Below are 13154 nucleotides of genomic sequence, written 5' to 3' on the forward strand. Positions count from 1 at the left end.
CACCCGAGTATTCAACGTCGCGGTGCGGGACGGTGTATCGGTGGTCTGGCTGTCGGCGGTCTTGCAGCAGGTGGGCGCGGACGCGATGGCGGTTTACCAGCCGGAGGTTTAGGGCGGTCTGGTCTGGTCGGCCTATCAGGCCGGTCGGGTCTATCCGGACGGTCCGGTCGGTCGACATCAATGTCGACATCGACATCGCGCCGATAGTAGTCATTCCAAAGCATTGAGTCATAATACGGATCGTACCCGTACCCCACTCCAACCGTTACACCGTCGCATGCCGACAGGGTAAGTGCCGTTGCCCCAAGGCCAAATGCCAGCAAAGTCCGCTTAACAATCTTAAATGTCATAAACTTATCCTCACTGCATCGCTCGGAAAGAGTCGAATATCGCGTTCAGGTCTTCGACGTAGGCAGGATCAGCGCCATCCTGCAAAACCGCTACCGCTACGGCTACACGGCCTCGTGGAAGGTCAATTACAGTTGCTGTAAAGTTCACCCCGCGCCCATCCCTACGACCGGTTCCGCGAAACACATGCGCCGGCAATCCTCCAATCGATTGCCTGACGCTTTCAGTTAGCTTCGCGTCCTTGACCAGAAATTTGTCAATGTCCTGCAAGTATTGAACACCGTCCTCAATTGTCTCTACCCCTTCGGGTGAGACGAAGCCCATCCAGACCGCATCATCCGTAACTGGGCGCATACCCATCACACGCGCAACCGCTCGAGGATCGCCAACATTCGTATCCTCAATACTCCGAGGTCCGCCGACACGAAGAGCCCAGAAATCGGGAACAACAAATCGGAACAACTTTTGACCACGATCAGTATACGTGACGGGGGTATCTGAAGCCGCGGGAAGCGCACAGCCAAACCAAACCGCGAGACAGATGAAAAATATCTTTGAAAACAAAACGCGCATATCAAAATAACCTGATGATTTCTTCCATATCAGGTTGGCCTGTACGAACTGGGTTTGTCCAGCTTCGCTTTGGCCAAAAACGACAAACCCGCGCCGGGGTTCCTCCTGACGCGGGTTGAAGTTTCGCAAAACTTGGCTGGTTAAGTGCGGGCGCTACCCACAAGTTTCCAGAGGGCGGGCACCAACAACGCCGCCATAGCCAGTTTGATCGCATCCCCAATAAGGAAAGGTGTCAAACCCCATTCCAGAATCGGTTTGTCCCAGCCGTAAAGCTGGCCAAGCCAAAAGAGGCCCGGTACATAAATGACCACATTTGCCAAAAACAGTGCTAATGCCAGCTTCCCAACCGAGCGGTCCCAACCACGTGCGGCCAACGCGCCCAGCAGGATTGTCGCAAGAAGGTACCCAACCAGGTAACCGCCAGTGCCACCCATCATATAGGTCAGGCCAAATTTTTCAGCCGAAGAACCGGCAAAAACATCAAAGCCAAGCGCACCAATCAGCAGATAACCTACCATGGTGATCAGACCCAAACGGGCGCCATACGCGGTACCAATGGTCAGAACGGCAAAAGTGCCCATTGTTATCGGAACCGGCCACATGGGAACCTTGATTTTTGCGGCAATGGCAAGCGCCAAAATACCCAGGGCAACCAAGGCAACTTGTTTGAGACGCAGCGCAGTTCCCTCACGCGGGCCGATTGCTTCGACCAGAACATTCGCACTCATTTTCATTTTTCTCCGTGTTCGGACTTTTTGCGGCTGCAGAAATGCCCGTTTCGGGCCTCGGCTGCAAGATGATTACGCTATCGTAACCTATATTTGGTGTCCATCTCATAGGATTTTCGTGGTCCGGAAACAATCCATCTAACTGACCACACTGGCCAAGCCGAAAAATCATAAGCCGCATCATAGCTGTCAGGCGGACAATCATGATGGTCAGAGGCATTTGGCAGACCTAAGTTCAGCGAATGAAAATACCGACCGTCGTCAAATTGGATTTCGATGTTATCCCCAATTGCTCGCCAAAGATATCGCCGGGTTCCTTTCATTTCCTTCTGACCGGGGATTCGCAGGATAACCTCTTCATCATAGATTAGCCCGTTACCATCGGGGCGCAGGCGTGCGGTTCCATCTGCCTCGACGACCTGCCCAGCCTTTGCGTCGCGTATGGTGCGGAACAGTATCCATTCACCAGCAAAATCGGAAATTTTACCTGGCAAAATCACTATTCGAAGACTCCGTCGGTGGCGCCACCCCGGTCATCAACAAATCGTATGGTCTGGCCGGCTTGGAGCACATCGTAACAAACCCACAAATCCGATGGTGGCAACAATGAACAATATTGATCCTCGCGCACTGTCCAACGACCAGAGGACGGCTGCCCAAAAAAATATTGGGTCAACATCGTGTCATCAAAAGTCTGCCAGGCTCCCTCACCGTAATTTAGCTTTTGTCCGGAAAGCACTAACAGAATCTCGTCACCTGTTAGAGTTTTAAATTCTTCTGCCCCCAACCAACTGGGCACAAGACCCAAAATCAGGGCAAACCGTCTCATCTTTGCACTCACGCCTTGTTCCTTTGGCTGAGCGGGTTTAAACCCCGCCGCATCGCCTCATGCCAAAACACAATAAGGTGCCGCTGCCAATGATTCCACGTTATTCCCGCCCCGATATGGTTGCCATTTGGTCGCCGGAAACCAAGTTCCGGATTTGGTACGAAATCGAGGCTCACGCATGTGACGCCATGGCAGATTTGGGTGTTATTCCGCGCGAAAACGCCGAAGCAGTGTGGAAGGCAAAGGATGTTGATTTCGACGTCGCCCGCATTGACGAGATCGAGGCTGTGACCAAACACGACGTCATCGCTTTTCTTACCCACTTAGCCGAACACATCGGCAGCGAAGAAGCCCGTTTCGTGCATCAGGGTATGACCAGTTCCGATGTTTTGGACACATGCTTCAACGTGCAATTGACCCGTGCCGCAGACATACTCATTGCAGATCTTGAAGGATTATTGACCGCCCTGAAACGTCGTGCTTACGAACACAAGGAAACTGTTCGCATTGGCCGCAGCCATGGTATCCACGCCGAACCCACAACAATGGGTCTGACCTTCGCCCGGTTTTACGCCGAGATGGACCGCAACTTGTCCCGCATGCGCGATGCTCGTGCCGAGATCGCCACCGGCGCAATCAGCGGCGCGGTTGGCACGTTTGCCAATATCGATCCGCGTGTCGAAGAGCATGTCTGCGACCAGCTAGGTCTGGTGCCCGAGCCAATCAGTACTCAGGTAATCCCGCGCGACCGCCACGCTGCCTTCTTTGCCACACTAGGCGTCATCGCCAGCAGCATCGAGAACATCGCCATCGAAATCCGCCATATGCAGCGAACCGAGGTACTCGAGGCCGAAGAGTTCTTCTCAAAGGGTCAAAAAGGTTCGTCCGCGATGCCGCACAAACGCAACCCGGTTCTGACCGAAAACCTGACCGGTCTGGCGCGACTGGTACGTATGGCTGTGGTTCCCGCCATGGAAAACGTGGCGTTGTGGCATGAACGCGATATCAGCCATAGCTCGGTCGAGCGAAACATCGGCCCCGATGCCACCATCACGCTGGATTTCGCACTGTCGCGGCTGACTAGCGTCGTAGACAAGCTGGTTATCTATCCTGAGAACATGATGGCCAACATGAACAAGTTTCGTGGTTTGGTCATGAGCCAGCGTGTTCTATTGGCCCTTACCCAAGCCGGCGTCAGCAGAGAAGATGCTTATCGCCTTGTCCAGCGTAACGCCATGAAGGTTTGGGAAGAAGGCAAGGACTTCAAAACCGAATTGCTGGGCGATGCCGAAGTCACTGCTGCGCTCACCAAAGAAGAGATCGAAGAAAAGTTCGATTTGGGTTACCACACCAAACACGTCGATACGATATTCGAACGCGTTTTCGGAGAATAACTTCTGAATTCAATTTGTTCTGGAAAGGCTCTGCCCGTGTTTCGGACCCGGGTTGAGTTTCTTTGCCTGAATCGCTGTTTTCAGCTATGGTGCTCATGGATTTCCTAATGGGAGAAACGCAATGATCCGCGCCCTACTCTGCAGCTTCGCGCTGCTTATGACAGCATCAGCCGGATTGGCATGCACTGGCCATGCAAGTCAAAATCAGTCCTGCGCACCCGGTACAATTTGGGACAGCGAAGCTCAAACTTGCGTGAAACTGGTCAATAGCTGACGAAAAGTTTCCTACTCGTGAATAATATGGGGCGGTTCGACGTTAGATTTTTCGTAGACCGCACTATTGTTATGTCGAGCAGCCTAGAAAACGGAGTAGGAAAATGCGTCTCGTACTAGCTTCTGCAATCGCATTCCAAGCGTTTGCCTTTGCCCCAATCGTGCATGCCGCGGGTGGCGACAGTAACCCTCCAAAACCCACCAATACGACAAAGAAATGCCTATTTGGTCGAGTCTACGACGAAGCCGCGGGACGGTGCGTAAAGCCAAACAGAACAAACTTTACAGATGATCAACTATACGACGCGGTTCGGGAATTGGCCTACGACGGTCAGTTCGAGCACGCGCAGGAAATTCTTCGCATAATGGATCAGGATGACGACCGCGTTCTAACCTATTGGGGCTTTACCTACCGAAAATTAGGTGAACTTGAGCTTGCGAACGTCTTTTACGAAAACGCAATCTCAACCAACCCCAATAACATTCTGGCGCGCAGCTACATGGGCCAGGGGTTTGTTACCGAAGGAAAGACAGATCAGGCCATTGAACAGTGGCGCGAAATCAAGGCTCGTGGTGGTGAAGGAACCTGGGCTGAGGTTTCACTACGCGAAGCGATTAGCACCGGCTTGACTTACAATTACTAGGCTTCAGGGTTTCTTTACCCGACTCTCCTTATTCTGCCTGGGACTTAAGATATTGGCATGGCAGGCATATGCAGGACCCTCAGGCACTGATACAGATGACGCCTGGCGCGCAAGCGCCAGTCGTAGACACAATTGATGAACCGGCACGGGTTGTCCCGCGCGCATTGTCCAATAAAGAAAAGGCCGCAGTTATCGTTCGGCTTCTACTGAACGAAGGGGCAGACATCCCGCTCGAAGAACTGCCGGATGCATTACAAGAAAAACTCACGCATCAATTGGGCCGAATGGGGCTTGTTGACCGTGTGACTTTGGCGGCTGTAGCCGGCGAATTTGCAGACGCACTTGACAGCGTTGGGTTGTCTTTTCCACATGGATTGGCCGGTGCTCTGGATGCCGTGAACGGTAAAATAGCGCCCTCAACAGCGGCCCGTTTACGCAAGGTGGCCGGTGTCAGGCAGGTCGGCGACCCTTGGGAGCGTTTGCGCGAAGTTCCGGCCCAAGACCTAGCAAAAATGGCCCAAGCCGAAAGTACCGAGGTGGCTGCGGTAATGCTTTCCAAATTGGAGACTGCGAAGGCTGCTCAACTGTTGGGCAATTTACCTGGCCCAGTCGCGCGCAGGATTACTTACGCAGTATCAAAAACGGCGAATGTCACCCCCGAAGCCGTCGAACGCATCGGATGGTCACTGGCGGCCCAACTGGATCAACGTCCGATCCCAGCATTTCAGGACGAACCCGGCGAACGTATTGGGGCGATTCTGAACCGATCGGCAGCCACGACCAGAGACGGACTATTGACGGCACTTGACGAAGAAGACGCAGACTTCGCAACGGTTGTCCGCCAGTCGATCTTTACATTTGCTCATATCCCAGAGCGTATTATGTCCCGCGACGTTCAGGCCATTTTGCGTGAAGTGGAACAACCCGTTCTTGTGAACGCCCTTGCCGGTGCGACAAGTGGTGAAGATCGAGCAGCCGCAGATTTCATTTTGAGAAGTATTTCCTCGCGAATGGCTGACAGCTTGCGCGACGAAATGGAAGAGCGCGGACGCGTTAAACAACCTGAAGCGGAAGAAGCAATGTCCCAGATCGTCGGAGCGATCCGGACTTTGCAGGACGCAGGCGCATTAACCCTGGTCGAACAGGAAGATAGCGACGAACCGTAACGTATAAGGTTGAAATTTCTGTGCATTCATCTGGCTTGGGCAGGTACTTGAGATCGAAAGGTCGCAGTAGTATGAGTGATCCGGCATCTCACAGATTCCGGTTAGACGTCCATGCCAGCCAAAAAGTCCAAGCTAAGTCGTTTCGAGCTTGGGAAATACTATCTTGCTAATCTTTTTCTTAGGGGCGTCATTGGTGGAATGCGTCTGCTACCTTACGAGCGACGGATCGCCACGATGGGCGCGATCGTGCGCGGGCTCGCTCCGATTGTCGGATTCCGCGCCCGCGTGCGTCGTAATCTAAAACTCACGCGCCCCGATCTTCCCGAGAACGAGATCAACCGTATTTGCCGTGCGGTTCCAGACAACGCTGGGCGCGCAATTATGGAGCATTTTTCACCAGAGGATTTCATTGCTCGGCAGAGCACGGCTAAGGTTTCAGGCGAAGGGGTCGCGTCATTTGATACCGCCGTCGCTGAGGGAAAGCCGGTAATGATGATAACGGCTCATTTTGGACATTACCTTGCGGCTCGCATTGCCCTGCAACACAGAAGCGGTCAGCCAATTGGTTGTCTGTATCGCCGTATGGCCAATCCGTATTTCAACGACATGTACGTCGAAGCTTTCTATGAAACCGGTTCGCCCATGTTTGAACAGGGACGCAGAGGTATGGTCGAAATGGTCCGCACCTTGAAGAGCGGCGGAATTATCGCCATTGTGTCCGATCTGCACGCAATAGGCGGTGAAGAGCTGACTTTTTTCGGCAAACCGGCGGTGACATCCGTTCTGAACGCGGAACTGGCTTTAAAGTACAAAGCCGTAATGATCCCTTGCTATGCTGTGCGTCAACCCAACGGAATCGATTTCGAAATCGTACTACACGAGCCGGTCCCACATTCTGATCCCAAGACAATGACACAATATACCAACGACGATCTTGAGGTCATGGTGCGCAAACATATGGGACAATGGTTCTGGATACACCGTCGCTGGAAAGCCTGGAAAGGTCTTGGCGTTCAACCAGAGGATATGCCCTGATCGAAGGCTTGCGATCGCAATAGTTTATTTGACACGAGTTGCCGCGACTATCGGGCCATGACCAGCCTTCTGCACCAGCACAACGGCCGGTAGGTCAAGTGGCAATGATACTCGGAAATTTTCAGGTGTTCTGCCGTTCCATTGACCGGCAAATTGCCAGTTTTCGACTACATTTGCGTAATCCAGTTCGTGACCCGCCAATTCTCCGCGGCGGATAGACGCGTGTCGCAGAGGGGAATATTGAACAACAAGTATGTCGTACGCTTCGCCTTCGGGCAATTCGATCGGGTTTACTTCCACATCTATTTCGTTGCCAGAACGATTGGCTTTGACTTGGGCTTCGGGCTCAGAGGTCAAATGCAAGTCAATGATCCTATCCAAATCCCTCGATTTAGCGCCGACAACATCATGCTGCCCATTAATCACCATCTGAGGAGTGTAGATCATTGATCGCCCGCCTTGGCGCGCGTAGGCTCTCTGGCGCAGTGCGTGGTCTGGATTAGCGTATTCGTCCTTCCACCCAATGTAGTCCCAGTAGTCCACGTGCAAGGCCAGACCAATTACATCTTCACGCTTGGCTAATTCGTGCATGATGCGATCAGCCGGAGGACAGGACGAACATCCCTGCGACGTAAACAATTCGACCACGACCGGATCATCGTCAGCAATGGCCAAAGCGGCGATGGACACAGAAAGAGCAGTTCCTAATAAGGAAGATTTGAACATTGAATCATCTCTAACTGACAGAGTGTCCTGAGTGTTTAGTCCGGAAATATTCAAATCACCAATCAAGGTTTCTTGAGACCTTGTTCGTTCAAATCGGCAAAAATGTGTGCAATGGTATACAAAAATTGCCGCACCCTGCCTCTTGGACCTTGAACCAAAGCCGCTGGTAATGCAGATAGCCCTCAGCGAATCCCAAAATCCACGTCATTTGAGAGGGAGGCCACAGATGCCCATCAAAGTCGGACAGGATACCGCCAAGACACGCCGCAGCCTGAGCGTGAATGGTAAGTCCATTTCCTATTACTCGATCCCCGCCGCGCAAGAGGCCGGTCTGGGCGATTTCTCGAAGTTGCCAGCAGCGCTTAAAGTGGTGCTGGAAAACATGCTTCGGTTCGAAGACAACGGCTTTTCAGTCTCGATTGATGACATAAAAGCCTTTGGTGAATGGGGAGCGAACGGTGGCAAGAACCCACGCGAGATTGCGTATCGCCCTGCCCGTGTTCTTATGCAGGATTTTACAGGTGTGCCTGCAGTGGTCGATTTGGCAGCCATGCGTGACGGCATCAAAGGGCTAGGCGGCGATGCGCAAAAGATCAACCCGCTGAACCCGGTTGATCTTGTTATCGACCATTCAGTCATGATCGATGAGTTTGGTAACCCGCGCGCTTTTCAGATGAACGTCGACCGTGAGTACGAACGTAATATGGAGCGCTATCAGTTCCTCAAATGGGGCCAAAACGCATTCAATAATTTCCGCGTTGTGCCCCCCGGAACTGGAATTTGCCACCAGGTGAACCTTGAGTATTTGGCGCAGACTGTCTGGACTGATACTGACCAGCGTGGAGAAGAAGTCGCCTACCCCGACACGCTTGTCGGCACCGACAGCCATACCACTATGGTCAACGGTATGGCCGTTCTGGGTTGGGGTGTTGGCGGCATCGAGGCCGAAGCCGCGATGTTGGGTCAACCGATCTCGATGCTGATCCCGGAAGTTATCGGCTTTGAACTGACTGGCGAACTGGTCGAAGGCACAACAGGCACCGACTTGGTTCTCAAAGTTGTCGAGATGTTGCGAGAAAAAGGCGTCGTGGGCAAATTCGTCGAATTCTATGGCGAAGGTCTCGATCGCCTCCCATTGGCAGATCGCGCAACCATCGCCAACATGGCACCTGAATACGGCGCAACCTGCGGCTTTTTCCCGATCGATAATGAAACGCTGCGCTATCTGCGCAATACTGGTCGAGACGAAGACCGCATTGCGCTGGTCGAGGCGTATGCGAAAGAAAACGGTTTCTGGCGCGGCGCTGACTATGCACCTGTCTACACCGACACACTGTCGCTGGACATGGGTTCAATTGTTCCCGCGATCTCTGGCCCGAAACGTCCTCAGGACTATGTTGCCCTGACAGATGCCAAAGCTGCATTTACGCGTGAGATGGAGCAGACCTTCAAACGTCCGATGGGCAAAGAAGTCGCCGTCAAAGGCGAAGATTACACCATGGAATCGGGCAAGGTCGTGATCGCCTCGATCACATCATGCACAAACACATCGAACCCTTACGTAATGATCGGCGCGGGCCTTGTGGCGCGTAAGGCCGCCGAACTGGGTCTGAACCGCAAGCCTTGGGTTAAGACCTCGCTGGCGCCGGGTTCGCAGGTTGTGTCCGCTTATCTTGAGGCCGCCGGCCTGCAAGAAGATCTGGACAAAATTGGCTTCAACCTGGTGGGCTATGGATGCACAACATGCATTGGTAACTCGGGCCCGATACAGCAGGAAATCTCGGAGGCAATTGCCGAAGGCGATTTGGTCGCCACCTCGGTTCTGTCGGGCAACCGAAACTTCGAAGGCCGTATTTCACCGGATGTTCGGGCAAACTATCTTGCCTCGCCGCCTCTGGTCGTGGTTTACGCTCTGGCCGGAACCCTCGATATTGACTTGACTTCAGAACCGATCGGTCAGGACAAAGACGGCAACGATGTTTACATGAAAGACATTTGGCCCTCGAGCCAGGAAGTCGCCGAGCTGGTCGAACAGACTGTGACACGCGAAGCGTTCCAATCGAAATATGCCGACGTATTTAAAGGCGACGAGAAGTGGCAAGACGTCGAGGTGCCTCAGCAGGAGACCTATGATTGGCCTCCAACATCGACTTACATTCAGAACCCGCCTTACTTCCAAGGTATGGGTGCGGAACCCGGTACAATCTCAAACATCGAAGGCGCGAAGGTTCTGCTTATCCTTGGTGATATGATCACAACCGACCACATCTCGCCTGCTGGATCGTTTGCGACAACAACCCCCGCGGGTAAGTATCTGACTGATCGACAGGTTCAGCCGCGTGAGTTCAACTCGTATGGCTCTCGCAGAGGTAATCACGAGATCATGATGCGCGGCACCTTCGCAAATATCCGCGTAAAGAACGAGATGCTGGACGGCGTTGAAGGTGGCTATACAAAAGGCCCAGATGGACAACAAACATCGGTGTACGAAGCGTCGATGGCCTATCAGGAACAAGGCACCCCGCTGGTCGTGTTTGGTGGTGAGCAGTACGGCGCAGGCTCCTCGCGTGACTGGGCCGCCAAAGGTACCGCTTTGCTAGGTGTAAAAGCCGTTATCGCCGAAAGTTTTGAACGTATCCACCGTTCGAATCTGGTTGGCATGGGCGTTATCCCCTTCGAGTTCACCGGAGGCGATACCCGTAAGACATTGGGTTTGAAAGGGGACGAAACCGTATCGATCGACGGTCTGGACTCGGTTGAACCGCTTCAGGAAGTACCCTGCACAATCGTCTACGGTGACGGAACTGAAAAGACCATCACATTGAAATGCCGCATCGATACAGCGCCCGAGATCGAGTACATCGAGAATGGCGGCGTTCTTCAATACGTTCTGCGGAACTTGGCAAAAGCATCGTAAATCGAACGCAAAACAAGCTGATAGAACCCCCGGCCAAACGGCCGGGGGTTTTTTGTTTTCTGGCCATTCATTCGAAATTCTGAAACTGTTTGGTTCAGGCTCAGTGCGAAAGAACAAAGTCATGAAACAACCCAACGCCCTGCTTGTTTGTTCGTTGAGTGTGATCGCGGTAATCGGGATTTGGGGCGTTGTTGATATTCAGAGTTTGGTGATCTGGGCAAATGGCATAGTTCAGCAAACCTTCCACAGCAGAGGTTGGTTTGTGATGCTCGCAGCCTCGGGTATGCTGATTGGCTGCCTTGTTCTGGCCTTTTCTCCCTATGGCAACATTCGCCTTGGTCGGGATGATGAAGAACCAGAGTTCTCAACCGTCACTTGGATTTCGATGCTGTTTTCTGCTGGCATGGGTGTCGGATTGTTGTTTTGGGCCGTGGCAGAGCCTTTGACCCACTTCAATTTCATTTCGGGCATGGCGCCGGACTTTCTGGCCGCTCAGCAGGCAATGCTTGCAACGAATTTTCACTGGGGGTTGCATGCTTGGGCTATATACGGCTCTACCGCATTGACGATCGCTTACTTCAGCTTTCGTCGCGGCACCGGAATGATGGTCAGCGCACCTATTAAAAGCTTGTTTCCCGGTGAGCGATGGGCCGAGCGTGTCGGATGGCTGTCCGACTTCATGGCCATCGTGGCAATTGCGATCGGTGTCGGTGGTTCGATGGCCATGGGCGTTTTCCAGGTAGCAGACGGTATCGCTGTACTAGGTGGAAGCGACACGGTCGGGGCCCTACTGATTGGCTTGGTTTTCGCAGCCATGGTCGCAGCCTACATACCGGCGCTTCTCATCGATCTGGGTCAGGGTATGGCACGCCTTTCAAACGCTGCAATGTTAATTGCCATCAGCCTTGTGGCATACACGGTGGTCCTTGGCCCGACAGAATATTTATTGAACACGGTGGTCCAGGGGTTTGGTGATTACGTTACAAATGTCATTCCAAGGGGCTTTCAAACCTTCACCTTCTTTGGCGACGATGTTGCCAAGTGGTTCAGCGATTGGACCCTAACGTATATGGTCTGGTGGATAGCGTGGGGTCCATTTGTTGGCGTATTCGTCGCCCGCATCTCTCGGGGCAGGACCATCCGTGAGTTCGTTATTGGGGTGCTGTTCGCCCCTACTTTATTTTCTATTCTATGGTTTGGAGCATTCGGCGGCATTGGACTGTTCGAGGCCCTTAACGGCGCGGGTGAGCTTTTGTTACTGACCCAATCAAATATCGAACGTGTCACGTTCGCGCTTCTCGAACGGTTGCCACTTTCCCTGATCACCACGTTGGCGACGGTACTTGCCGCGTTTCTTTTCATAGTGACAAGCGTTGTAAGCGCAGCCTTCGTTCTAGGGACTTTCTCTTCGGGAGGGAACGAAAACCCGCCTCCAAGGGTTCGCCTGATATGGGGGGCACTGCTAGGACTATTGAGTGTTGCAATGATCCTTTCAGGCTCAGTCGACTCGGTAAAAATTTTAATCTCGCTTGGGGCTTTGCCCTTTGTGTTCATCTCGGTACTGCTGATGGTTTGCCTTTTCCGAGCATTAAGGGAGGAAGGAAAAAGCAATGCTAATCGGTGATCTTACCGACACTTTGATGAATCTGGTCACTTTTGCTTTCATCGCAGCAATGATTTGGATTTTGGTGCGCAGATAACGAACAGCAAGCGCCTACACAGTGCTGCCTTTCAACAAAATCAGCATTGAACAACGCTGAAATTGCCGATCTTGTGAGCGCCATGGATAAAGTAGCATTGATAACTGGCGGCGCGCGTGGGATCGGGCGCGCGATTGTAGAGAACCTGAGGCGAGATCACCAAATTGCGTTTACTTGGCTGGCAACTGAACCGTCAGCAGAGTTGAAGCAATGCAGCACCCTATCGGTTCAATCTGACCTAAGAGAAAACGGCGAACCGGCACGCGTCATTCAAAAAGTCATTTCCCGTTTTGGGCGTCTGGACGCGATTGTGAATAATGCTGGCCTTGTACGCTCGACACCCAAAGACACATTCGTTGCGGAGGATCACACAGCGATATTGAATCTCAACCTTTTGGCACCAGCAGCACTGCTGGCGGCGGCCCTGCCCCATCTGAACACTGGGGCATCAATTGTCAGCATCTCTTCCATGAATGCAACGTGCCCCCTCGGGACGCAGCTACGTACGGCGCCAGCAAAGCCGCGCTCAATCTGTGGACCCGCGCAATGGCCAAAGAATTGGGCCCTGCGGGCATAAGGGTCAACGCCGTCGCACCCGGCGCGATAAACATCCCGGAAGCACCGCGTTCCGACGACCTGACGGAGATTTTCGTCAAAGACACTGCCCTGGGCCGCATAGGCACTCCCGAAGAAATAGCCAAAGTGGTGCGATTCTTGGTCTCTGATGACGCGGGATTTATTACTGGGGAAGTTTTGGGCGTGACAGGTGGTTATAGACTATGAAAGTCTTTTTTTGGACGAGAGCGCATTGCGGCACTAAA

General features: G+C 53.0%; 12 protein-coding genes and 1 pseudogene. 7 read left to right on the top strand and 6 right to left on the bottom strand.

The genetic code is table 11. The features are described 5' to 3' along the window. Positions 1 to 11: 11 nt before the first annotated feature. The 5 genes from GOV45_RS00470 to GOV45_RS00490 form a co-directional block, all read right to left on the bottom strand. The gene (locus GOV45_RS00470; protein ID WP_170472782.1) at positions 12 to 350 is read right to left on the bottom strand and encodes a hypothetical protein; all 339 of its coding nucleotides are present in this window, start codon (positions 348 to 350) and stop codon (positions 12 to 14) included. Between the two features lie 10 nt (positions 351 to 360). Next, on the bottom strand, positions 361 to 1050 hold the full coding sequence (locus GOV45_RS00475; protein WP_254447870.1) for a hypothetical protein: 690 nt from the start codon (positions 1048 to 1050) through the stop codon (positions 361 to 363). 11 nt (positions 1051 to 1061) lie between these two features. Further along, entirely contained in the window at positions 1062 to 1649 is a 588-nt protein-coding gene (locus GOV45_RS00480) for a biotin transporter BioY (protein WP_170472785.1), read from the bottom strand. Positions 1650 to 1726: 77 nt separating this feature from the next. Continuing rightward, positions 1727 to 2149: a DUF6314 family protein gene (locus tag GOV45_RS00485; protein WP_170472788.1), complete on the bottom strand. Its 423-nt coding sequence runs from the start codon at positions 2147 to 2149 to the stop codon at positions 1727 to 1729. Further along, positions 2149 to 2478 carry a hypothetical protein gene (locus tag GOV45_RS00490; protein WP_170472790.1) on the bottom strand — a complete coding sequence of 110 codons (330 nt, stop codon included), beginning with the start codon at positions 2476 to 2478 and terminating at the stop codon, positions 2149 to 2151. The genes GOV45_RS00485 and GOV45_RS00490 overlap by 1 nt, the downstream gene beginning before the upstream one ends. 89 nt (positions 2479 to 2567) lie before the next feature. Between GOV45_RS00490 and purB the strand changes: the two genes are divergently transcribed. The 4 genes from purB (at position 2568) to GOV45_RS00510 (ending at position 6990) form a co-directional block, all read left to right on the top strand. Beyond that, positions 2568 to 3872, top strand: coding sequence for an adenylosuccinate lyase (gene purB / locus GOV45_RS00495; RefSeq protein ID WP_170475301.1), 1305 nt, complete (start codon positions 2568 to 2570; stop codon positions 3870 to 3872). A 377-nt stretch (positions 3873 to 4249) separates the two neighbouring features. Continuing rightward, a complete protein-coding gene (locus GOV45_RS00500; protein WP_170472793.1) occupies positions 4250 to 4789 on the top strand; it encodes a tetratricopeptide repeat protein in 540 nt (179 codons plus the stop codon). 68 nt (positions 4790 to 4857) lie between these two features. Continuing rightward, on the top strand, positions 4858 to 5955 hold the full coding sequence (locus GOV45_RS00505; protein WP_254447871.1) for a flagellar motor switch protein FliG: 1098 nt from the start codon (positions 4858 to 4860) through the stop codon (positions 5953 to 5955). 111 nt (positions 5956 to 6066) lie between these two features. Continuing rightward, on the top strand, positions 6067 to 6990 hold the full coding sequence (locus GOV45_RS00510; protein WP_170472796.1) for a lysophospholipid acyltransferase family protein: 924 nt from the start codon (positions 6067 to 6069) through the stop codon (positions 6988 to 6990). A 24-nt stretch (positions 6991 to 7014) separates the two neighbouring features. Here the strand turns inward: GOV45_RS00510 and GOV45_RS00515 are convergent, their stop codons facing one another. Continuing rightward, the gene (locus GOV45_RS00515; RefSeq protein ID WP_170472798.1) at positions 7015 to 7716 is read right to left on the bottom strand and encodes a DUF1223 domain-containing protein; all 702 of its coding nucleotides are present in this window, start codon (positions 7714 to 7716) and stop codon (positions 7015 to 7017) included. 226 nt (positions 7717 to 7942) lie between these two features. On the opposite strand from GOV45_RS00515, the gene acnA reads away from it, so the two are divergent. The 3 genes and pseudogenes from acnA to GOV45_RS00530 all read left to right on the top strand — a co-directional run bounded on the left by acnA (position 7943) and on the right by GOV45_RS00530 (position 13116). Continuing rightward, complete coding sequence (gene acnA / locus GOV45_RS00520; protein WP_170472799.1) at positions 7943 to 10633, top strand: aconitate hydratase AcnA; 2691 nt, start codon at positions 7943 to 7945, stop codon at positions 10631 to 10633. 121 nt (positions 10634 to 10754) lie between these two features. Beyond that, positions 10755 to 12257, top strand: a complete 1503-nt coding sequence (locus GOV45_RS00525; protein ID WP_170472802.1) for a BCCT family transporter — start codon at positions 10755 to 10757, stop codon at positions 12255 to 12257. A 158-nt stretch (positions 12258 to 12415) separates the two neighbouring features. Beyond that, positions 12416 to 13116 (top strand): annotated as a pseudogene (locus GOV45_RS00530) (SDR family NAD(P)-dependent oxidoreductase). Positions 13117 to 13154 lie beyond the last annotated feature (38 nt).

Origin of the sequence: Ruegeria arenilitoris (assembly GCF_013035425.1) — a bacterium.
GTDB classification, from domain to species: Bacteria; Pseudomonadota; Alphaproteobacteria; order Rhodobacterales; family Rhodobacteraceae; genus Ruegeria; species Ruegeria arenilitoris_A.

Coding starts and splice junctions, on each gene's coding strand:
- GOV45_RS00470 (WP_170472782.1), bottom strand. CDS start 350: ATGACATTTAAGATTGTTAAGCGGACTTTGCTGGCATTTGGCCTTGGG.
- GOV45_RS00480 (WP_170472785.1), bottom strand. CDS start 1,649: ATGAGTGCGAATGTTCTGGTCGAAGCAATCGGCCCGCGTGAGGGAACT.
- GOV45_RS00490 (WP_170472790.1), bottom strand. CDS start 2,478: ATGAGACGGTTTGCCCTGATTTTGGGTCTTGTGCCCAGTTGGTTGGGG.
- purB (WP_170475301.1), top strand. CDS start 2,568: ATGATTCCACGTTATTCCCGCCCCGATATGGTTGCCATTTGGTCGCCG.
- GOV45_RS00500 (WP_170472793.1), top strand. CDS start 4,250: ATGCGTCTCGTACTAGCTTCTGCAATCGCATTCCAAGCGTTTGCCTTT.
- GOV45_RS00505 (WP_254447871.1), top strand. CDS start 4,858: ATGCAGGACCCTCAGGCACTGATACAGATGACGCCTGGCGCGCAAGCG.
- GOV45_RS00510 (WP_170472796.1), top strand. CDS start 6,067: ATGCCAGCCAAAAAGTCCAAGCTAAGTCGTTTCGAGCTTGGGAAATAC.
- GOV45_RS00515 (WP_170472798.1), bottom strand. CDS start 7,716: ATGTTCAAATCTTCCTTATTAGGAACTGCTCTTTCTGTGTCCATCGCC.
- acnA (WP_170472799.1), top strand. CDS start 7,943: ATGCCCATCAAAGTCGGACAGGATACCGCCAAGACACGCCGCAGCCTG.
- GOV45_RS00525 (WP_170472802.1), top strand. CDS start 10,755: ATGAAACAACCCAACGCCCTGCTTGTTTGTTCGTTGAGTGTGATCGCG.